Annotated in this window: 20 protein-coding genes and 1 tRNA gene; 7 read left to right on the top strand and 14 right to left on the bottom strand. The window is 63.8% G+C overall.

Going from position 1 to position 19,188, the window contains the following annotated elements:
- Window positions 1-199 precede the first annotated feature (199 nt).
- The 4 genes from NKJ67_RS06560 to rsfS form a co-directional block, all read right to left on the bottom strand.
- The gene (locus NKJ67_RS06560) at window positions 200-1,531 is read right to left on the bottom strand and encodes a S41 family peptidase (RefSeq protein ID WP_024502881.1); all 1,332 of its coding nucleotides are present in this window, start codon (window positions 1,529-1,531) and stop codon (window positions 200-202) included.
- On the bottom strand, window positions 1,532-2,869 hold the full coding sequence (locus NKJ67_RS06555; RefSeq protein ID WP_127267093.1) for a murein hydrolase activator EnvC family protein: 1,338 nt from the start codon (window positions 2,867-2,869) through the stop codon (window positions 1,532-1,534).
- 124 nt (window positions 2,870-2,993) lie between these two features.
- Window positions 2,994-3,476 carry a 23S rRNA (pseudouridine(1915)-N(3))-methyltransferase RlmH gene (gene rlmH / locus NKJ67_RS06550; RefSeq protein ID WP_127267094.1) on the bottom strand — a complete coding sequence of 161 codons (483 nt, stop codon included), beginning with the start codon at window positions 3,474-3,476 and terminating at the stop codon, window positions 2,994-2,996.
- Between the two features lie 27 nt (window positions 3,477-3,503).
- Entirely contained in the window at window positions 3,504-3,881 is a 378-nt protein-coding gene (gene rsfS, locus NKJ67_RS06545; RefSeq protein ID WP_013529073.1) for a ribosome silencing factor, read from the bottom strand.
- Window positions 3,882-4,123: 242 nt separating this feature from the next.
- Here rsfS and NKJ67_RS06540 point away from each other — a divergent pair, with 242 nt between their 5' ends.
- Window positions 4,124-4,975, top strand: coding sequence for a mechanosensitive ion channel family protein (locus NKJ67_RS06540; protein ID WP_127267095.1), 852 nt, complete (start codon window positions 4,124-4,126; stop codon window positions 4,973-4,975).
- Window positions 4,976-4,984: 9 nt separating this feature from the next.
- On the opposite strand, the gene NKJ67_RS06535 is transcribed toward NKJ67_RS06540, so the two are convergent.
- The 5 genes from NKJ67_RS06535 to obgE form a co-directional block, all read right to left on the bottom strand.
- Window positions 4,985-6,268, bottom strand: a complete 1,284-nt coding sequence (locus tag NKJ67_RS06535; RefSeq protein WP_256747308.1) for an MFS transporter — start codon at window positions 6,266-6,268, stop codon at window positions 4,985-4,987.
- Window positions 6,269-6,336: 68 nt separating this feature from the next.
- Window positions 6,337-6,924, bottom strand: a complete 588-nt coding sequence (locus NKJ67_RS06530; RefSeq protein ID WP_127327663.1) for a nicotinate-nucleotide adenylyltransferase — start codon at window positions 6,922-6,924, stop codon at window positions 6,337-6,339.
- 72 nt (window positions 6,925-6,996) lie between these two features.
- Entirely contained in the window at window positions 6,997-8,283 is a 1,287-nt protein-coding gene (locus tag NKJ67_RS06525; RefSeq protein ID WP_352580860.1) for a glutamate-5-semialdehyde dehydrogenase, read from the bottom strand.
- Window positions 8,284-8,286: 3 nt separating this feature from the next.
- Entirely contained in the window at window positions 8,287-9,462 is a 1,176-nt protein-coding gene (gene proB / locus NKJ67_RS06520) for a glutamate 5-kinase (RefSeq protein ID WP_292334593.1), read from the bottom strand.
- Window positions 9,463-9,466: 4 nt separating this feature from the next.
- Window positions 9,467-10,498 carry a GTPase ObgE gene (gene obgE, locus NKJ67_RS06515; protein ID WP_127266818.1) on the bottom strand — a complete coding sequence of 344 codons (1,032 nt, stop codon included), beginning with the start codon at window positions 10,496-10,498 and terminating at the stop codon, window positions 9,467-9,469.
- A 134-nt stretch (window positions 10,499-10,632) separates the two neighbouring features.
- On the opposite strand from obgE, the gene NKJ67_RS06510 reads away from it, so the two are divergent.
- The gene (locus NKJ67_RS06510; protein WP_352580859.1) at window positions 10,633-11,502 is read left to right on the top strand and encodes an endonuclease/exonuclease/phosphatase family protein; all 870 of its coding nucleotides are present in this window, start codon (window positions 10,633-10,635) and stop codon (window positions 11,500-11,502) included.
- Between the two features lie 178 nt (window positions 11,503-11,680).
- Here NKJ67_RS06510 and NKJ67_RS06505 read toward each other — a convergent pair whose 3' ends face one another.
- The 3 genes from NKJ67_RS06505 to NKJ67_RS06495 form a co-directional block, all read right to left on the bottom strand.
- Window positions 11,681-12,268: a GNAT family N-acetyltransferase gene (locus tag NKJ67_RS06505; RefSeq protein ID WP_127264650.1), complete on the bottom strand. Its 588-nt coding sequence runs from the start codon at window positions 12,266-12,268 to the stop codon at window positions 11,681-11,683.
- A gap of 120 nt (window positions 12,269-12,388) precedes the next feature.
- A complete protein-coding gene (gene rpmA / locus NKJ67_RS06500; protein ID WP_013529063.1) occupies window positions 12,389-12,658 on the bottom strand; it encodes a 50S ribosomal protein L27 in 270 nt (89 codons plus the stop codon).
- Window positions 12,659-12,755: 97 nt separating this feature from the next.
- Window positions 12,756-13,436, bottom strand: a complete 681-nt coding sequence (locus NKJ67_RS06495) for a 50S ribosomal protein L21 (RefSeq protein ID WP_127317713.1) — start codon at window positions 13,434-13,436, stop codon at window positions 12,756-12,758.
- A 408-nt stretch (window positions 13,437-13,844) separates the two neighbouring features.
- Here NKJ67_RS06495 and NKJ67_RS06490 point away from each other — a divergent pair.
- Window positions 13,845-13,934 (top strand) — tRNA-Ser (locus tag NKJ67_RS06490).
- A gap of 278 nt (window positions 13,935-14,212) precedes the next feature.
- A complete protein-coding gene (locus tag NKJ67_RS06485; protein ID WP_352580858.1) occupies window positions 14,213-14,506 on the top strand; it encodes a hypothetical protein in 294 nt (97 codons plus the stop codon).
- An 89-nt stretch (window positions 14,507-14,595) separates the two neighbouring features.
- Here NKJ67_RS06485 and NKJ67_RS06480 read toward each other — a convergent pair whose 3' ends face one another.
- Both NKJ67_RS06480 and NKJ67_RS06475 read right to left on the bottom strand, forming a co-directional pair.
- Complete coding sequence (locus tag NKJ67_RS06480; protein ID WP_127328601.1) at window positions 14,596-15,195, bottom strand: NADPH-dependent F420 reductase; 600 nt, start codon at window positions 15,193-15,195, stop codon at window positions 14,596-14,598.
- 73 nt (window positions 15,196-15,268) lie between these two features.
- Entirely contained in the window at window positions 15,269-16,003 is a 735-nt protein-coding gene (locus tag NKJ67_RS06475) for an SDR family NAD(P)-dependent oxidoreductase (protein WP_127266895.1), read from the bottom strand.
- A 277-nt stretch (window positions 16,004-16,280) separates the two neighbouring features.
- Between NKJ67_RS06475 and NKJ67_RS06470 the strand changes: the two genes are divergently transcribed.
- From NKJ67_RS06470 to NKJ67_RS06460, 3 genes are all read left to right on the top strand, one after another.
- On the top strand, window positions 16,281-17,177 hold the full coding sequence (locus tag NKJ67_RS06470; protein WP_352580856.1) for a LysR family transcriptional regulator: 897 nt from the start codon (window positions 16,281-16,283) through the stop codon (window positions 17,175-17,177).
- Between the two features lie 213 nt (window positions 17,178-17,390).
- Complete coding sequence (locus NKJ67_RS06465; RefSeq protein WP_502905184.1) at window positions 17,391-18,170, top strand: class II aldolase/adducin family protein; 780 nt, start codon at window positions 17,391-17,393, stop codon at window positions 18,168-18,170.
- Window positions 18,171-18,173: 3 nt separating this feature from the next.
- Window positions 18,174-19,097: an NAD(P)-dependent oxidoreductase gene (locus NKJ67_RS06460; RefSeq protein ID WP_352580855.1), complete on the top strand. Its 924-nt coding sequence runs from the start codon at window positions 18,174-18,176 to the stop codon at window positions 19,095-19,097.
- Window positions 19,098-19,188 lie beyond the last annotated feature (91 nt).

The following is a 19,188-nucleotide window of genomic DNA, read 5'->3' as shown; positions in this document are numbered from 1 at the left end:
GCACATGGCTCCGAAGACGAAGCCGCTTCGAAAAGACATGCGCGAATTCATCAATTCCGGCGCACCCCGCGCCATGTCTTGGGAGCTTTGCCTCGCTCCCCGAATCAAACTGCCGGAACCTTTCGGTCCCGGCAGCATCGCATTGCTTCCATCTGGCTCAAACAGAAAGATGGGGCGGCGCGTGCGCCGCTCCAGATCCTTACTGGTTGAGAACCGCCTTTTGCGGATTGGGCGGGAAGGACGGATCGGTCTTCTGGCCACGCAGCAGCTGCTCGGCATAGATGAGCTGCAGATCGTCTTTCGGATCCGGCGGCACATAGGCCGCCGAGCCCGAACCCGTCGTGCTCTCGTCGGCGCCCTTGATATGGCCCTTGAGATCGGATTCGCCACGTGTCAGATCCCTGCCCTGCAGTTCCGGCGGCAGTGGCTGTTCGACCTTGATGTCCGGCGTGATGCCCTTGCCCTGGATCGACTTGCCGGACGGCGTGTAATAGAGCGCCGTCGTCAGCCGCAGCGCACCATTCTCGCCGAGCGGAATGATGGTCTGCACCGAACCCTTGCCGAAGGACTGCGTGCCGACCACCGTGACACGGCGCAGGTCCTGCAGCGCGCCGGCGACGATTTCCGACGCACTGGCCGAACCGCCATTGACCAGGACGATCATCGGCTTGCCGTTGATGTCGTCGACCTGCTTGGGCTTGGCGTCGAAGCGGGTGACGTCCTTGGGGTCGCGGCCGCGCGTCGAGACGATCTCGCCGCGGTTGAGGAAGGCATCGGACACGCTCACCGCCTGGTCGAGCAGGCCACCTGGATTGAGGCGGAGATCCAGAACGTAGCCCTTCAGCTTGTCGTCGGGAATCTGCTTCTTGATGGTGTCGATGGCGTTCTCGAGGTCGTCATAGGTCTTTTCGGTGAAGGAGGTGATCTTCATGTAGCCGATGTCGTTCTCCACCCGGAACTTGACCGCCTTGACCTTGATGATGTCGCGCACGACCGTCAGTTCGATCGGCTTGTCGGCGCCCTGGCGCAGGATGGTCAGCTTGATCGGCGTGTTGACCAGGCCGCGCATCTTGTCGACCGCATCGTTGAGGGTCAGGCCGCGAACCTCTTCGCCGTCGATCTTGGCGATGTAGTCGCCGGCCAGCACGCCTGCCTTGGCGGCCGGCGTGTCGTCGATCGGCGTGATCACCTTGACCAGATCGTTCTCCATGGTGACCTCGATGCCGAGGCCGCCGAACTCGCCCTTGGTCTGGACGCGCATATCCTGCGCCTGCTCGGCATTCATGTAGGAGGAGTGCGGGTCAAGCGAGGCCAGCATGCCGTTGATGGCATTCTCGACCAGCGACTTGTCGTCGGGCGGTGTCACATACTGTGCCCGCACCCGCTCGAAGATATCGCCGAAGATCGCCAGTTGCTTGTAGGTCTCCGACCCTGCAGCGTTCGCCGCCGAGCCGGGCGCGCCATAGACCAGGCTCATGGCGGACGCGCCCATCAGCGCACCGGCAAACAGAAGCGACAGTTTCCGCATTATTCACGTCCTTCCAGAAAAACGGTCCGCCCACCATGGGGCCGGATCGACGGGTTTTCCATCCTTGCGGAACTCGACATAGAGTTCCGGCGTGGCATTTCCATTCTTCGAAACCGAGGTGCTCGCCACCCGGGCCTCTCCCATCGCACCGATCGGCTCTCCTGCAAGCACTGATTGACCGGTCGCGACGCTGATTCTGCTCATCCCCGCCAAAACGACATGATAGCCGTCGCCTGCGTTCAGGATCAAGAGTTGACCATAAGAGCGAAACGGCCCCGCATAAAGCACATTTCCATCCGCCGGCGCGGTAACGATGGCTCCCGATTGTGTCGCAACCATGTCGCCAAGCATCACCGCGCCGTTACCGTCATCGGCGCCGAATCGCCGCTTGATACGGCCGGTCACCGGCAGCGCGATCTGTCCCTGAAGGGCCGAAAAGGGCACCGCGGCGGCAAGTTGGTTGCTTTCCGGAACGGGCAGCGACGCCAGTTCCGCCGGCGCCGATGTGTTGTCGCCGCTTGCCGTCTTCTGCTCGGCGGCCTTGGCAGCATCGGCAGCCTTGCGGCTCTTGTCGGCCTGCGCTTCGAGCGACGCGATCAACTCCTTCAGGCTGCCGGCCTTGGCCGCCAGCGCTTCGGATCGCTGCTTTTCGGCGGCCATTTGCGTCTGCGTGTCGGCTTCGAGCTTCTGCTTGGCCTCCAGCAGCATGCCGAGCCGCTTCTTTTCCGCCGTCTGGTCGCCGACCGCCGCCGTCAGCCGCGCCCGTTCGGCCTCGATCGACGCCGTGATCCTGGTCTGTTCCTTGAGATCGGCAAGCAGGCTATCGGTCTGCTGGCGCAGTTCCGGCACCACCGCGCCGAGCAGGATGGCGCTGCGCACCGACGACAGCGCGTCCTCGGGCTTGACCAGGATCGCCGGCGGCGGGTTGAGGCCCATGCGCTGCAGCGCGCCCAGCACTTCGGCCAGAACGTCGCGCCGCGCCATCAGCGAGGCGCGGATCTTCTGTTCCTGGCCCTTCAGTCCTTCCAGCCGGGCGCCGATGTCCTCGATGTCCTGGCCGAGCTTCTGCTCGGTCATCGCCGACTGGATCAATGCGGCGGTGATCGAGGCGTGATCCTTCTTGATCGTCGCGATATCGGCGGAGAGTTTGGCCAATCGTTCCGACGACAGCGTGATCTCCTTCGAGACCCGTTCATATTCGGCCCGGCTCTGATCCGGATCGGGAGCCATGTCGAGCGTGTTTTCCGCCCGCCCCGCATGCAGCGACAGCACAAGCACCGCCACCGCGATGCCGCAGCGCGCGCGCCAGGAGCCCGTTCTTGATTTTCTGTCTTCAGACATTGAAGCCCGACTCTATGCGTGGCTTCGTTAACGAACAATCAACCATGTTCGAAACCGCCCACTCGATGCAATCTTGCCTCGGCATTGGGGCGGAAATCCGGGTGTACTGCACCAATTCACCGGTTTACGAGCGATGATAAGGATGTCCCGAAAGGATGGTGGCCGCCCGATAAAGCTGCTCTCCCAGCATCACGCGCACCAGCTGATGCGGCCATGTCAACAATCCGAACGACATCACCAGTTCGGCCTGGTCGCGCAGCGACTGGTCGTGACCGTCGGCGCCGCCGATGGCGATGACCAGCGCCTTGCGGCCACCGTCACGCAACAGGCCGAGGCGCCCGGCGAAATCTTCCGAGGAAAAGCTTTTGCCGCGTTCGTCCAGCAGGATCAAAGCGGTGCCGGGCTGCAACTGCGTCTGCAGTTTCTGGCCTTCCTCACGCCGGCGCTCGTTGGCGGTCTGGCTGCGCCCCTCGGCAATCTCGGCAATGCCGCCAAATTCAAGCCCCACGGCCGGGCCGCTCTTGGCGAAGCGCTCGAAATAGCGGTCGGCAAGCAGCTTTTCGGGGCCGGCTTTCATCCGGCCCACGGCATGAACTGATATCTTCATCCTCGCCTTGTAAGCCGCGCGAACGACTTAGTGGAGCGTTTCTTCCTCGAGGTCCGGCGCCTGCCACATCTTTTCGAGATTGTAGAATTCGCGGACTTCGGGGCGGAAGACATGGACGATGATGTCGCCAGAATCGATCAGGACCCAGTCGGCGCCGGACAGCCCCTCAACGCGCGCGGTGCCGAGACCGGCATCCTTGATCGCTTTGAGAAGATGATCGGCGACAGCCGCGACATGACGGTGCGATCGGCCCGAAGCGACGACCATGTAGTCGCCGAGGCTCGATTTCCCCTGGATGTCGATGGAGACAATGTTTTCGGCCTTGGAGTCTTCCAGACTGGCAAGGACTGTCTTGATGGCGCGGGACACGGCGTCGTCTACGCTGATCCTGGCCGGCGAAGGCATGATATCGGCCTTCTTCCGCAGTGCTGTTCTCAGTGTATTTCCTTTCGCAGCAAGAACAACCAAATCACCCCTTGAAGCAGGTGACACCACTTAGATAGGCAGAGTTCCCTGACAGTTTCAAGACGGGACCCTGCCTCGCACGAACGTATTGTCGCTCTTGTGGTTCCGCTGCACGCCGGAAAAGATCGGAACCCTCACCGCCCGCATGGGTTATCGGCTCACCGACCAACCGGATTCCCCCCATGCCGATCGACCCGCAAAACGCCTTTCTCAGCGTCCAGGCTGGCCTCGCCCAACTGAGCACGCTGATTGTTTCGTACTCCTTCTCGGCCATCGGTGCCGTCATCCTCTTGATTGTCGGCTACATCGTCGCCGGTCTTGCCGAACGTTCGATCTTCGCCGGTCTCGGCCATATCCATGGTTTCGATGCGACGTTGCGGCATTTCTTCTCCAAGATCGTCCGCTACGCCATCCTGATCCTCGTCACCATCATGGTGCTCGGCCAGTTCGGCGTGCAGACGGCCTCGATCATTGCCGCGATCGGTGCCATTGGCCTCGCCATCGGTCTGGCGTTGCAGGGCACGCTGCAGAACATCGCCGCCGGCATCATGCTTCTGGCGCTGCGGCCGTTCCGCATCGGCGAATCCGTCGAGGTTGGTTCGATCGCCGGCACGATCGAGGAAATCGGTCTGTTCGCGACCAAGCTCAGGACCGCCGACGGCGTCTACATCCTGGCGCCCAACTCGACGTTGTGGAACCAGCCGGTGCGCAACTTCTCGCGCAACGGCGTACGCCGCAGCGACATCACACTCTCCATCGGCTCCTGGAACGACATCGACAGGGCGCAGAAAACCTTGCTTGCCACTGCCGCGGCCGAACGGCGAGTGAAACGTGAGCCGGCGCCGATCGCTTTCGTCTCGACATTGGGTGACAGCACTGTTTCGATTGCCTTGCGCTATTGGACATCGTCGGCGGACTTCTTCGCCACCCAGACCGATCTCACCAAGCGCGCCAAACAGGAATTCGATAGCGAAGGCATATCGATCCCGCTGCCGCCGCCGGAAGCGCCCCAACCCGAAGCCCGCCGGCAATAATCGGTTGGCTCAGTGCCGGCCCTCATCGTCCGGTGCGAAGGCAAGTTCGACCGGCAAAGGCGCCTGCGCCGTCATCGGTGCGAAACTGCCGGTTTCACCGACCGGGACCGCACGCGTCGTGAACACGCGCAAAAGCACGAACAGGCAGAAGGCTGCGGCGATGAGAACAGCCACATAGATGAAAGCCTGCGTGCCGAAGACGGCCGACAGCGCCGTCACAATGCCGGGCACGACGAAACCCGACAGCGACCAGGCAAACAGAAGCGAACTGGACAGCGCCACCATGTCGTCCTTGCCGGCGCGGTCGGCGGCATGTGCGCTGGCCAGCGAATAGATCGATTCCGAGGCGCCGTCCCACACGATATAGATCACAACCAACGCGGCCAACGCGCCGCCATCGAACCCGAGCGCAAACAGGCCGGCAACCATGGCGAGCGCGGATGCGGCGATCAGCACATAGCGGCGGTCGGTTCGGTCGGAAATCCAGCCAAGCGGGATCTGCAGGATCAGAGTGCCGAGAGGCATCGCCGAAAGCAGCAGCGCCACATCGGCCTGGCTGTAGCCCTTGGCCGTGGCGTGGATCGGTGCGAAGCCCGCAATCGACATCGACAGGCCGCCAACCGCAAGCATGCCGGCGACGCCGACCGGTGAAACCCGCCAGGCACGGCGCAGCGCCACCGAGGCCGCCTGCGGTGCCGGCGGCTGGGCAAGTCGGGTCATCCCGACGGGAAGGATCGATAGCGCCGTGAAGGCGATGCCGATCAGCGGCGCATCCGCTGTCCTGATATCGACCAGCGCCAGCGTCGCGTAGCCGACGCCGAGCCCGGCGACATAGGCAACGTAAAAGAAAGCCATCACCCGGCCGCGGATGGCGTTGGCAACGGCATCGTTGAGCCAGCTCTGCGCGACGATGAACAGGCCGCAGATGGCAAAGCCGTAGAGCGCGCGGGCGGCTATCCACAGCAGCGGATGGACCCCGGCGCCGACGGCGGCGTTGGCGAGTGCGATCAGCGCCGACAACACCATGAAGGCACGGGCATGGCCGACCCTTCGCACCAGCGGTCCGGTCAGGATGCAGCCCGCCAGCCCGCCGGCCGAAAGTCCGGTGATGATCAGCCCGGCCCAGGTCGGATCGAAACCCTCGGCGCCGAGCCGAACCGGGATATAGGCAAACATCAGCCCGTTGCCGACGGCTATCAGTGCCATCGACACGATGACGCTGGCAATCGCGATCAGCGGTGTGGGCTCGGCGCCCTGCTCGGCTTCGCTACGGGTTTTCCTGGGAATCGACATGCCAGCTCAGGATTGCCCATGAAACGGGCAAAGGGAGCGATAAAAGCGACATGGGCGGGCGGTCGGGCTCACCCCTTCGCCAGCTTGCGGATCGCACTTGATGACAGCGACGAGCGCGGGCCGTGGATAAAGGTCCAGGCCGGTGCTTTCATGCGGGCAAGCCGCGGCGCATCGCCCTCGTCGATGCGGGCATAGTCGAAGGTCTTGGCGACGACGGAGGACAGGAACGACAGCGTCGCGCCCGGGCGGTCGATGACGGCGATCGGGAAGGTCATGACGATCTCGCGCCAGCGCTGCCAGCGGTGGAAATCGCGCAAACTATCCGCCCCCATAATCCAGACGTAGTCGACCCCGGGATTGCGCGCCTTGACCAGCGCCAGCGTGTCGGCGGTGTAGCGGACGTGATGGGCGGCTTCGAACGCGGTGACCTTGATCTTCGGGTTCTTGGCGATCTGCTCCGACAGCTGCAGCCGTTCGCCGAGCGGCGCCAGTTCCCTGGTGTTCTTCAGCGGATTGCCCGGCGTGACCATCCACCACAATTGGTCGAGCGCCAGGCGTCTGAGCGCGATCTCGGCGACCAGCGCATGGCCGGCATGCGGCGGATTGAACGAGCCGCCGAACAGGCCGACGGCGAGGCCTTTCTCGGCATGCGGCATCTTCAGGTAACGGGAGGGTACCGCCGGTTCGGAAGATGCCAGCATTGCCTCAGGCTCTGACAACGAAAAGATTCAAGGCCTCACCTGTCCCGACCCGCGCACGCGGTATTTGAATGAGGTCAGTTGCTCGACGCCGACCGGTCCGCGCGCATGCATCTTGCCGGTGGCTATGCCGATCTCGGCGCCCATGCCGAACTCACCGCCATCGGCGAACTGCGTCGATGCGTTGTGCAGCAGGATCGCCGAATCGATCTCGTTGAAGAATCTTTCGACGGCTTGCGCGTCCTCGGCGACGATCGCCTCGGTGTGATGCGAGGAAAACGTCTCGATATGCTCAATGGCACCGGCAACGCCGTCGACCAGCTTCACCGCGATGATGGCGTCGAGATATTCGGTCACCCAGTCGGCATCGATCGCCGGCTTGGCATCGAAAAACACTTTCAGCACGTCGGCATCGGCATGGATTTCGCAACCCGCCGCGCGCAGTGCGTCGAGGATCGGCACCAGATGGGTGGAGGCGACCGCCTGGTCGACCAGCAGCGTCTCGGCGGCACCGCAGACGCCGGTGCGCCGCATCTTGGCGTTGACGGCTATCCGCACCGCCATGTCGAGATCGGCCGAGCGGTCGATGTAGAGATGGCAGATGCCTTCGAGATGCGCGAAAACCGGCACCCGTGCCTCAGCCTGCACGCGCCCGACGAGGCTTTTGCCGCCGCGCGGGATGATGACATCCAGCGTGCCGCCGAGGCCCTTCAGCATCTCGCCAACGGCGGCGCGATCGGTGGTCGGCACCAGCTGGATGGCGTCTTCCGGCAGGCCGGCTTCCTTCAGCCCTTCGACCAGACAGGCATGGATGGCGGCCGACGAATTGAGCGAATCCGAGCCGCCACGCAGGATCACCGGATTGCCGGCCTTGAGGCACAGCGCACCGGCATCGGCGGTGACGTTCGGGCGGCTCTCATAGATGACGCCGACGACGCCGAGCGGCGTGCGCACGCGCTCGATATGCAGGCCGTTCGGCCGGTCCCATTGCGCCATCACATCGCCAACCGGATCCCGTAGCGCGGCGATTTCCCGGATGCCGTCGGCCATGGCGCGAACGCGCGCCGGATCGAGCTTCAGCCGGTCCATGAAGGAGGCGGAAAGCCCGGATTCCTGGCCGTTCGAGACATCGATGGCGTTGGCGTCGAGAATGTCCTGCTCCCGAGCGACGATCGCCTCTGCCATGGCGAGGAGTGCGGCGTTCTTGGCGGCGGTCGTGGCAATGGCCAGCGGTCGGGCGGCAGCGCGGGCACGACGGCCGATATCGGCCATCGTTGCTACGGTGTCATCCCCGGATTTTTCATGCAGCTTCAGCATGGCTCATCCTCCGCTGGTTACCTGGTCACTGGCCAGTACTTGGTCGCCGGCCCGTACTTGGTCACCCGAATGGCTCACCACAAGGTCGTCGCGGTGGATCATCGCCGAACGCGCCTCGTAGCCGAGCACGGTTTCGATCTCGGTCGTCTTCAGGCCCGCGATCCTTACGGCATCGGCCGCATCGTAGGCAACCAGCCCGCGCGCGATCTCGCGGCCCTCGGGCGACAGGATCGCCACCGTGTCGCCGCGCGAGAAATTGCCGCTGACCAGCTTGACGCCGGCCGGCAGCAACGACTTGCCCGACAGCAGCGCACCGATGGCGCCGGCATCGACCGTAAGCCGGCCGGCCGGTTCGAGCTGGCCGGCGATCCAGGTCTTGTAGCCCTTGACCGGGTTGCTGCTCGGCCGAAAGAAAGTAGCGCGCTCGCCGCGTTCGATCGCCATCAGCGGCGACAACCGCGTGCCTGAGGTGATGATCATCGCGGTGCCGGCGGCGGTGGCGATCTTGCCGGCATCGAGCTTCGTGCGCATGCCGCCGCGCGACAGCTCGGAAGCGGCCGCACCCGCCATCGCCTCGATATCGGGCGTGATGCGGTCGACCACCGGAATGAATTTAGCTTGGGGGTCACGCGCCGGCGGCGCCGTATAGAGGCCATCGATGTCGGAGAGCAGTACCAGGAGGTCGGCGCCCATCATGGTGGCGACGCGAGCCGCCAGCCGGTCATTGTCGCCATAGCGGATTTCGGACGTCGCCACCGTGTCGTTTTCGTTGATGACCGGCACCGCCTTCATCTTGAGCAGCGTCGAGATCGTTGCCCGCGCATTGAGATAGCGGCGGCGCTCCTCGGTGTCGCCGAGCGTCAGCAGGATCTGGCCCGATTTCAGGCTGCCCTTGCCGAGAGCATCCGACCACGCGCCGGCCAATGCGATCTGCCCGACGGCTGCCGCGGCCTGGCTCTCTTCGAGCTTCAAGGCGCGCTTGCCGAGACCAAGGATCGTGCGGCCAAGCGCGATGGCGCCGGACGAGACGACGAGGATTTCAGCGCCGCCCTTGGCCAGCGCCGCAATGTCGTCGGCGAGCGAGGCCAGCCAGTCGCGCTTCAGGCCTGTCGCGCGGTCGACGAGCAACGCCGAGCCGATCTTGACGGTGATGCGCCGATATTTTCCCAGCGACTGCATCGTCCTACTTTTCCCAGCGCGTCTCGACCGGAGCAGCGATCTGCGCACGCGCCTCGGCCACCACCGACATCAGCGCCCGCAGCACCGCCTCGACGCCTTCGCCGGTGACGGCCGACAACAGCATCGGTGCGCGGCCGGCGGCACGCTTCAGCGAGGCGACTTTTTTCTTGCGCGCATCGGCGTCGAGCGTGTCGACCTGGGACAGTGCCACAATCTCGACCTTGTCGGTCAGGCCGTTGCCATAGGCCTCGAGCTCCGCGCGCACGGTCTTGTAGGCCTTGCCCGGATTTTCCTCCTGCGCCGAAACCAGATGCAACAGCACACGCGTGCGCTCGACATGGCCAAGGAAGCGGTCCCCGATGCCGACACCCTCATGCGCGCCTTCGATGAGGCCCGGAATATCGGCGATGACGAATTCGCGCGCGTCGATGCGGGCAACGCCGAGGCCGGGATGCAGCGTCGTGAACGGATAGTCGGCGATCTTCGGCTTGGCTGCGGTGACCGCCGCCAGGAATGTCGACTTGCCGGCATTGGGCAGCCCGACCAGCCCGGCATCGGCGATCAGCTTCAGCCGCAGCCAGATGTTGAGCTCCTGCCCCGGCAGGCCGGGATTGGCGCGGCGCGGCGCCTGGTTGGTCGAGGTCTTGAAATGCTGGTTGCCGAAACCGCCATTTCCGCCCTTGGCCAGCAGAAAGCGCTGACCGACCACGGTCAGATCGCAGATCAGCGTCTCGTTGTCTTCTTCGAACACCTGCGTTCCCGCCGGCACTTTCAGCGTGACATCGGCGCCCTTGGCGCCGGTCATGTTGCGGCCCATGCCGTGGACGCCGGTCTTGGCCTTGAAATGCTGCTGGTAGCGGTAGTCTATCAGCGTGTTCAGCCCGTCGACCGCCTCCAGCCAGACATCGCCGCCACGGCCGCCATCACCGCCATCCGGCCCGCCGAACTCGATGAATTTTTCGCGCCGGAACGACACAGAACCGGCGCCACCGTCACCGGAGCGGATGTAGACCTTGGCTTGATCGAGAAATTTCATGGGATTGTACAGTTTCTACTAGTGGCTTTGCGGCATTGCTCTAAACCTTGGCCCTTGCTCTAAACCAAGGCGCGGCGAAGGGCGAGGCCGTTTTGTGACAATGGCCGCGCGGAATCGGCCGGAGAGATGCCGGAATGAAGCTTGTAACCTACAACATCCAGTACGGCATCGGCCTCGACGGGCAATACGATGTCGGGCGCATCGCTGATGCCGTGCGCGGCGCCGACGTGATCGCTTTGCAAGAGGTGACCCGCAACAATCCCCGGAATGGCGGCCGCGACATGGTCGCCGAGATCGGCGAGGCGCTGCCCGACTATTTCGCCGTCTATGGGAGCAATTTCGAGGCCAATATCGGTTCGCACATCGACAACGGCCGTGCCGTCACGAAAACCTTCCAGCTCGGCAACATGGTGCTGTCCAAGACCCCCATTCATCTGTCGCGCAACCTGCTTTTGCCGCGCAGCCGCAGCTTCGAGATGATGAACTTCCAGCGCGGCGCGCTGGAAGCGCTGATCGAGACGCCGCTTGGTTTCATCCGCTTCTATTCCATCCATCTCGATCACCGCAGCCCCCTCGAACGCGCCAGCCAGATCCAGTTCCTGCGCCAACGCATGCTGAACTATGCGCTCGAAGGCGGTGCACTGTCCGGCGTCGCCGAGATCGGCCTGCCGGAACTGCCGCATCCCGAAGCCTTTGTCGGCATGGGCGATTTCAACATGCTGGCCGGCTCGCCCGAATATGTCGAACTCGCCGGCCGGCCGGATCATGAATTCGGCATGCCGCTGACCGCCGACTTTGCCGTCGACGCCGCTGTGCGCCTCAATGTTACCGGCGACGATCTCATCAGCTGGGTCGATCCCAAGCAACCCACCGATCCCAGCCGCCACAAGCGCATCGACTACATCTTCACCAGCGCGTCGCTCGCCAAATCCCTGCAGCGCCTGTGGGTCGACCGAAAGGCCGTCGGCTCGGACCACCTGCCGGTCTGGGTCGAACTGGGCTGATCCAGGTTTGCCTCCCATTGGTTTCGCGCCGTACCCGATGTGTGTCGAGATTCAGGTCAGGCCGAGCCGAGAATAGTGGCTTCCGAGAACCGGAGCGGAGCGTACTTTTCGTACGCGAGCACCGGAAGCACAGGAAGCCGCCATTCGCAGGCCGGCCTCACCTGAATATCGGCACACATCAAAAGTGGACCCAGTTCCGCAGGCTCGTCCAGGTCTTGCGATCGAGCCGGTAGCGCTCGACAGGAACCTGGCCGGCGACGATCGAATTCAGCATGCCCTGGCCGGCATATTGGAAGCCGCATTTGTGGATGACGCGGCGCGAGGCCGGATTGATGACCCGCGTCGAGGCATGCAGAACCTGGATCGACGTCCTCTGGAAGGCGAGATCGACCAGCGCGTGCGCCGCCTCGGTCGCATAGCCCTTCTTCCAGTACGGCTCGCCGATCCAGTAACCGAGCTCCAGCCCGCGATCGGTGGTGTTGAGACCGGCGCAGCCGACGAAGGTGTCGGTGCCGGCCAGCGTCAGGGCATAAGCGATGCCGGCCCGGCGCGACTTGGTCATGGCCAGGAAAGAGCGCGCCTCGGCCTCGCCATAAGGGTGCGGCATGCGGGCCAGCATTTCGGCGACATGGCGGTTGTCGGCAAGTTCGACCAGTTGCGCGATATCGCCTTCGTGAGGCGCCCGCATCACCAGTCGCTCGGTTACCAGCACCGGACAATCTATCGCGTAACTTTCGTCTTCTGAGTCTTCCGCTTCGGCAACCATTTGAAAGTCCTCCAGGCACAAGAAAAAGGGGAGATGGAAACCCATCTCCCCTGATCCTTTTCCTGGCTTTGCCAGACACCGGTTCCCGAGATGGGCGCCGGTGTTCTAGTGCGGAACCGGCTACTCCGCGGCTTTGGCAATCGGGTTGACCGATACGTAGGTTCGGCCGTTGGCTTTTTTGTTGAACGTCACGGCGCCGGTCTCGAGCGCAAAAAGCGTATGGTCCGTGCCCATGCCGACATTGACGCCGGGATGCCACGTGGTGCCGCGTTGACGAATGATGATGTTGCCCGGGATGACGGCTTCGCCGCCGAACTTCTTCACGCCCAGACGCTTGGAATGCGAGTCGCGACCGTTGCGCGACGAGCCGCCAGCTTTCTTGTGTGCCATCTAACTAACTCCGTTGCGCCGTAAGGCGCCTAAAAGGCCTTATGAACGCGTTCGCGTTCCGTTTCAAGTCCGATCCGGCGACCAGGTCGCCAGAAAATTACTTCGCAGCCAATTCCTTGGCCTGCTCCCGCCAGTCCTTGATCTGGTCGGCGCTGAAGGACATGTGCTCGTCGATCTTGGCGACATCCTTGTCGGTCAGCTTGGCGAGCTGCGCGAAGGTGATGATGCCCTGCTCGTTGAGATCCTTGGCTGCGACCGGGCCGATGCCCTTGATCACGGTCAGATCGTCCGGCTCACCCTTCGGCGCCTTGAACAGCGGCGCTGCCGCGGTCTCGGCTGCCTTTGTCTCGGCTGCCTTGGCCTTGGGCTCCTTCTTCGGCGCAGCTTCCGCCTGCACCTCGGTGGCGGCCTCGGCCTTCACCTTCTTCGGCGCCTTGACCGATGCCGTCTTCGTCGGCTTGGCGCCACCCAGCAGGATCTCGGAGATCCGCACGGTGGTCAAAAGCTGACGATGGCCGATCTTGCGGCGCGAATTCTGCCGGCGGCGCTTCTTGAAGGCGATGACGGTGCGGTTCTTGCCCTGCTCGACGACTTCGGCGGTGACCACCGCGCCATCGACGAACGGCGCGCCGAACGTGACATTCTCGCCTTCGCCATGTGCAAGGACGTGGCCGATCTCGACCATATCGCCGACATTGGCTTCGACTTTTTCGATCTTCAGGAGATCGTTGGCGGCAACGCGATACTGCTTGCCACCCGTTTTAATGACTGCGAACATTTTTTGCCTTTCGCTGTTCGGTCGGCCTTGATGAACCGCCTGAGGCAGTTCAGCCGTCTTTTTGTCAGTCTGCGGGTTCAAAAAACAAGCGGCGCGGAAGAACCCTCCACGCCGATTGCGCGCTGTCCCTAACCGAAGGTTGGGGGCGAGTCAAGGCAAACCAGCCGCGCCGTTTCGAGACCGTCATTGGCGGGCACGGACCGGCTGTGCCGACATGCCCACGGCGTTGCCCCCGCCTGGGCTGAGGATGGGTGACTGGTCGGCAATCTGCCTCGGGCCTCGCTGTACCCACCAGCCCGTGAATCCGCCGCTTGCCAAGCAAGCCAAATAACTGACGGATTGGCCTTGTAACCTGCCCGTTCAGCCGTTATCTAGTGCGCCGCGCCGGCAACGGCCGACCATGACCGCGGAGAGGTGGCAGAGTGGTCGAATGCACCGCACTCGAAATGCGGCATGGGTGCAAGCCCATCGGGGGTTCGAATCCCTCCCTCTCCGCCATTTAGTCCAAAAACCTGACATCTCCTGGGCTGCTAGCCGCCTGCCGCATATCGCGCAGCCAACAGGACAAAGCCGCCCGAGCCGGGACACTCTGGCCTTCGCGGAGGCCGTAGGCTTCGGCGATGGGCAGACCCATTCGGCATCTCCGCACATGGCTTTCTGTCCGCAAGCGCAGCCATGCCGCTGTGAATTTGCCAGCCGGTTTAGCCCAAATGGGGGAAGAGGCCCGGCCCAAGATCTCGTAATGGTTGGTTCGCCCAGCCAGTTAGGAGACCACTATGCGCAAAGCCTCTCTCGCCGTCACAGTCGCCGGCACGGCCTTCTTCAGTCTTTCCACTGTCGCATCGGCATGCGTGTCGATGGACGGCAACTTCGTCGTAAACAACTGCAATTATCGCGTCATGGGAAATTACAAGGGCTCGGATGGCAGTTGGGGTGGCTTCGGACCCCTCCGCGCGGGCGGTCGTGAGGTAGCTTCCAAAAGACGCGATGCCGGCTGGGACATCAGCTATTGCAACTACGATTCGTGGGTGGCAGGCACCTGCCGGCCGAAGGATCCCAGGCAGATGTAAGCCGCTTTCAAGCGCGTCACTTTGCGCGCTCGGCTGACGATGTGGCCGGCGTCGAACACCGGCCACTCTGACAGCGCACGGTAAATCCGTTATTGCTCCTTCTTGAACAGATCCTGGAAGATCAGCTGGCCCCAAGTGCGGCCGCGTGCGTGCACCAGTGCGCCGCCCTCGTTGAGCTTCCCCAGCTTGACCGGTGCGAACCCGAGTTGTTTGGCCAAGGCCGCCACGGGAGCGATCGCGTCCTCGTCGTCACCAGACAGAAAGACGACCCGGTGGCCGCCCTCGACGATCGGATCGGCAGCCAGGGTGGCCGCAATCAGGTGATTGAAGCCTTTGACGAGCTTGGCGCCGGTGAACGCCTTTGCGACGAAGGCCGAGGACGGCAGACCGTCCAGTTCTTCGGGGACTGGAAACACGTTCGTCGCGTCGATGATCGTCTTGCCTTCCCAGCTTGACAGCGCCTTCGCGACATCTGGGTGCGATTCGAAGCGGACAGCCAAAAAGATGATGTCCGCCTTGACCGCGTCCGCCAGCGTTTTCGGGATGATCGTGGGTCCGATCGCGGCCGCGGCTGATGCAAAGCTTTCCGGGTCGCGCGTGGTTGCCACGGACACTTCGATGCCGTTGCGGGCAAACGCCTTGGCAAGAGCCTGGCCGATCTTGCCGAAGCCGATAATTGCATAGCTCATGTATATTCTCCTTCAGTTTACCAGGCCCTGCGGGCTCGGGATATCGAATGGATGAACGGCGGGGCGTAGCGGGTCAGATTTGCGCCAAGCCCCCGTCGACGGCGACCTCGCTGGCGGTCATGAAGCTGCTGTCGGGCGACGCGAGAAACGCAGCCGCCGCCCCGATCTCCGCTGGATCGGCCATCCGCTGAAGCGGATTCATCGAGGCGAAGGCCTTCAAGCCCTCCTCGCCTATCGCTGCCTTCGCGAGTTCGGTCGCCGTCGGCCCGGGCGACAGCACGTTTACCCGGATGCCGGTGCCTTTCAAGTCTTCCGCCCAGGTCCGCGCGAGGTTGCGCACGGCCGCCTTGCTCGCGCTATAGACGCTGAATGCGGGCGCGCCCGTGGTGCCGGCGCTCGATCCGGTCAGGATAATCGAACCGCCCTCGCCCATCAGCGGTAGCGCCTTCTGGACCGTGAAAATCGTACCCTTCACATTGGTGTTGAAGGTTTCGTCAATGTGCTCGGCGGTGAGCTTGCCGAGCGGAAGCAGGCTTCCCACCCCGGCGTTGGCGAAGATGATGTCGAGGGTTCCGCGCTCGGCCTTCACCGCCGCATAGAGCCGATCGAGGTCGGCCTCATCCGAGACCGAGCCCTTCACCGCGCGGGCATTGGGCCCGAGTTCGGCCACAGCGGCGTCTAGCGCGTCCTGCCGGCGGCCGAAGATGAAGACGAAGGCGCCCTCCTCGATGAAGCGCTTCGCTGCGGCGCGGCCGATGCCGGTGGCGCCACCCGTAATAACCGCAACCTTACCGTCCAGTTTTCCCATGACTCAATCCTTCCAGCTTCTGTCTTTGCTCGTTCGGGGTACGCCCCGAGGACCTCTAGATGGGCCCGTCGGGGTCAGGTGGTGAGTGCGGAAGCGCGCACATCGGTGGTGCAAAATCGATCCGCTTTCAGGGCTGACGCCCGCCGCGACGATCCGTGTCCGCCATTCGGAATTGCGCCGCCCCTGTCGACATAAGCTATGATGTCCCGCCCCTACCGCTGTAGGATGTGCTAGATACGGGCTTTGGAAGGCGCACCGCGCGGTGCCGGATTGCACCATGATCGACTGGGATGACATTCGCTACTTTCTAGCCGTCGCACGCGGAGGCTCGGTGCGGGCTGCCGGCGCGCAGCTCGGGGTGAATCACTCGACCGTGCTGCGACGCATCGCACAGCTTGAGGAACGCCTCGGGGCGCAAATGTTCGAAAAGCTGCCTTCGGGCTACCGCCTGATGGCTGCGGGCGAGGAGGTCCTCGAGCTCGCGAACCAGATGGAAGCGTCGTCTCACCAGCTGGAGACGCGCGTCTTCGGGCGCGACCAGAGCGTGCGCGGGCTTCTGCGGGTGACGCTGGCACCCCCCCTCGCGACACACCTGCTCATGCCGGACTTCGCCGATTTCGCGAGTCTGCATCGCGACATCGAGATGGAAATCCTGTCGTCCGGCGAACTGGCAAATCTGACCAACCGAGAGGCCGACGTGGCGATCCGCGTCGTCTACGACCGCAAAACCCTGCCGCTCAATCTTCACGGCCTGAAGGGACCGGAGGTGTTCGGCGGCGTCTACATGTCCCGCGATCGCCTGGCCGCGTGGCGGGCGGGCGCGCCTGATCCCATCCGGTGGATCGTCATAAGCGTTCATGGAATTCCAGAGTGGGCCGGCGCGGGTGAAGTTCGCATCACGGGGGTTCCATTCAGGACCACGGACGCCGAGGCGCAGATCGTTGCCGTACGGCAAGGTCTCGGGATCACGACACTGCCGTGCTTCGTCGGAGATGCCGACCCCCTGCTGGTGAGGGTGCCAGGCACTGACCTGCACATGTACGGAACGCTCTGGCTTCTCACCCAGGGGGAGACACGCAAGACCAAGCGCGTGCGGCTCTTCACGGAGTTCGTATCCCGCAGGCTCGCCGCCTACGCTCCGCTTCTCACGGGACTATCCATATCGCGCGACTGACGCCCGGCGGGTCGCCTGCGACGCTTGCGGTGGACAGGCGCCGGCAATTCGGCAGGCTCGACGCCGTCGCGCCCAGCGAGTTTCACACCTACACGGTTGGCGATCTGGTGCTGCCGAAGAGCCGCTTTGACGGCCCGAGGCGACCGGCCGCCCGTGGCGTGGCGGCCGCGGATCGGCCGCGTGGGTCAACTGCCGATCCCCCCGGTTGATTGACTGCATACAGGAATTCAAGTATTCGGCCGTCATCAACAGGAAGGACGATCCGCGATGATGTCGACCGCCGAAATGGCCATTCGCGAGGATCTGGCGGCGGCTTATCGGCTGATCGCCCGGTTCGGGATGGACGACATCATCCACACGCACATATCCGCGCGCCTGCCCGAGGAACCGGAACTCCTGCTGATCAACCGCTACGGCGATCTCTTTCGGGAAGTGACGCCGGAATCGCTGGCGGTGATCGATCACCATGGCCGGCAGATGCGCGGCCAGCAGGTGCCGATCAACACGGCGGGCATCGTCATTCACACGGCGGTCCACGCGGCGCGCCCGGATGCGGTCTGCGTCATGCATACGCATACCGCCGCGGGGGTTGCGGTCAGTTGCCTGGAGGAGGGACTTCTGCCGCTCAACCAGACGTCGCTGCTCTTCTATGGGCAGGTTGGATATCATGAGTTCGAGGGCATCGCGCTCGACCCGGGCGAGCAGGAGCGCCTGGTCGCCGATCTCGGCGCCAATCGTGCCATGATCCTGAGAAACCATGGCCTGTTGACCGTCGGGCGATCGGTCGGGGAGGCTTTCGCCCTGATGTACAACCTCGAGCAGGCGTGCCGCATCCAGCTTTCCGCGTTGGCCAGCGGGCGGCCCATCCACCTGCCCAGCAAGGAGGTGTGCGAGCGCACCGCCAGGCAGTATGAGGCGGATCCGGACGGCGCCGCGGAACTGGAATGGCTGGCGCTGCGCCGGCTTGCCGGAATGCCCATCGACAGGCATTGATCCGTGCGGATCGTCATCGCCGATCCGCTTGCCTACAGCGACATTTTCGAGCGCGCGCTGCGCACCGCGCTCCCCTCGGCGGACTTCGTCCGCTGGCCTGACCTGGCGGACGGCGCCGAATACGATCTTCTGGTTGCCTGGCATCTGCCCGAGGAGATGGTCGAGTTGCCGCGCTCGCTGCGTGCCCTCTTCTGTTTTGGCGCGGGAACGGATCAGCTCCTCCATGATCCCCGCGTCCCGGCCGATCTCCCGATCGTGCGCCTGCAGGATCAAGGCCAGGCCGAGCAACTGCTGGACTATGCGATGCATGCGGCCTTCGCACGCCTGCATGACGATACAGCCGTTAGGGCAGACCAGCATGCCCGCCTGTGGCGCCCGGCTGATCGTCGGAACCGGACACGCGGATCGCTGCGGGCGGCTGTCCTTGGACTGGGTCCGCTCGGCCTGCATGTCGCGCAAGGGCTGTCGGCAGCCGGCTTCCCGGTGTCCGCCTGGTCGAGAACGCCCCGCCGGATCGACGGCGTCGCCTGTCTATTCGGCGATGATGGGCTCGGCGCCTGCGTCGACGATGCCGATGTCGTGGTCAATCTCCTGCCCTCCAGCCCCGAAACGAAGGGCATATTGTCGGACCGGCTGTTTTCCCGCCTCGCAGCCGGCGCTTATGTCGTCAATCTCGGCCGCGGCGATCACCTCGATGAAGAGGCGCTGCACGCCGCGCTCGACCGGGGTTGGCTCGGCGCTGCATGGCTGGACGTCTTTGCCGTCGAACCTTTGCCGCCCGAGCACTGGTTCTGGCGGCACGAACGAATTCGGCTGACGCCTCATCGTGCCGGCCTGCCGACGCCACAGGGCGCAGCGGCATCCATCGCCGCCGTAGCGACGGCACTCGAACAAGGCCGCAGCCTGCCCGGCACGGTCCGAGCATGATCGAAGCAAGACTGACCGAAAATTGAGCCGAATTTCGCAGTTGCACAAAGAATATGCTTGACTCGAAATGAGCCTGAATGCCAGCATACCG

The organism is Mesorhizobium sp. M0088 (genome assembly GCF_040322895.1).
Taxonomy (GTDB): Bacteria; Pseudomonadota; Alphaproteobacteria; order Rhizobiales; family Rhizobiaceae; genus Mesorhizobium.
Note: the sequence above shows the minus strand (reverse complement) of the source record. Positions and strands in the feature narration are given on the sequence as shown.

Bases quoted from the DNA above. Each gene is read 5' to 3' on its own strand.
- rpmA (WP_013529063.1), bottom strand. From the start codon at position 12,658: ATGGCACACAAGAAAGCTGGCGGCTCGTCGCGCAACGGTCGCGACTCG.
- NKJ67_RS06470 (WP_352580856.1), top strand. From the start codon at position 16,281: ATGATCGACTGGGATGACATTCGCTACTTTCTAGCCGTCGCACGCGGA.
- NKJ67_RS06480 (WP_127328601.1), bottom strand. From the start codon at position 15,195: ATGAGCTATGCAATTATCGGCTTCGGCAAGATCGGCCAGGCTCTTGCC.
- NKJ67_RS06485 (WP_352580858.1), top strand. From the start codon at position 14,213: ATGCGCAAAGCCTCTCTCGCCGTCACAGTCGCCGGCACGGCCTTCTTC.
- NKJ67_RS06530 (WP_127327663.1), bottom strand. From the start codon at position 6,924: ATGCCGCATGCCGAGAAAGGCCTCGCCGTCGGCCTGTTCGGCGGCTCG.
- NKJ67_RS06525 (WP_352580860.1), bottom strand. From the start codon at position 8,283: ATGCTGAAGCTGCATGAAAAATCCGGGGATGACACCGTAGCAACGATG.
- proB (WP_292334593.1), bottom strand. From the start codon at position 9,462: ATGCAGTCGCTGGGAAAATATCGGCGCATCACCGTCAAGATCGGCTCG.
- NKJ67_RS06555 (WP_127267093.1), bottom strand. From the start codon at position 2,869: ATGTCTGAAGACAGAAAATCAAGAACGGGCTCCTGGCGCGCGCGCTGC.
- NKJ67_RS06540 (WP_127267095.1), top strand. From the start codon at position 4,124: ATGCCGATCGACCCGCAAAACGCCTTTCTCAGCGTCCAGGCTGGCCTC.
- NKJ67_RS06495 (WP_127317713.1), bottom strand. From the start codon at position 13,436: ATGTTCGCAGTCATTAAAACGGGTGGCAAGCAGTATCGCGTTGCCGCC.
- obgE (WP_127266818.1), bottom strand. From the start codon at position 10,498: ATGAAATTTCTCGATCAAGCCAAGGTCTACATCCGCTCCGGTGACGGT.
- rsfS (WP_013529073.1), bottom strand. From the start codon at position 3,881: ATGCCTTCGCCGGCCAGGATCAGCGTAGACGACGCCGTGTCCCGCGCC.
- NKJ67_RS06510 (WP_352580859.1), top strand. From the start codon at position 10,633: ATGAAGCTTGTAACCTACAACATCCAGTACGGCATCGGCCTCGACGGG.
- rlmH (WP_127267094.1), bottom strand. From the start codon at position 3,476: ATGAAGATATCAGTTCATGCCGTGGGCCGGATGAAAGCCGGCCCCGAA.
- NKJ67_RS06535 (WP_256747308.1), bottom strand. From the start codon at position 6,268: ATGTCGATTCCCAGGAAAACCCGTAGCGAAGCCGAGCAGGGCGCCGAG.
- NKJ67_RS06505 (WP_127264650.1), bottom strand. From the start codon at position 12,268: ATGGTTGCCGAAGCGGAAGACTCAGAAGACGAAAGTTACGCGATAGAT.
- NKJ67_RS06475 (WP_127266895.1), bottom strand. From the start codon at position 16,003: ATGGGAAAACTGGACGGTAAGGTTGCGGTTATTACGGGTGGCGCCACC.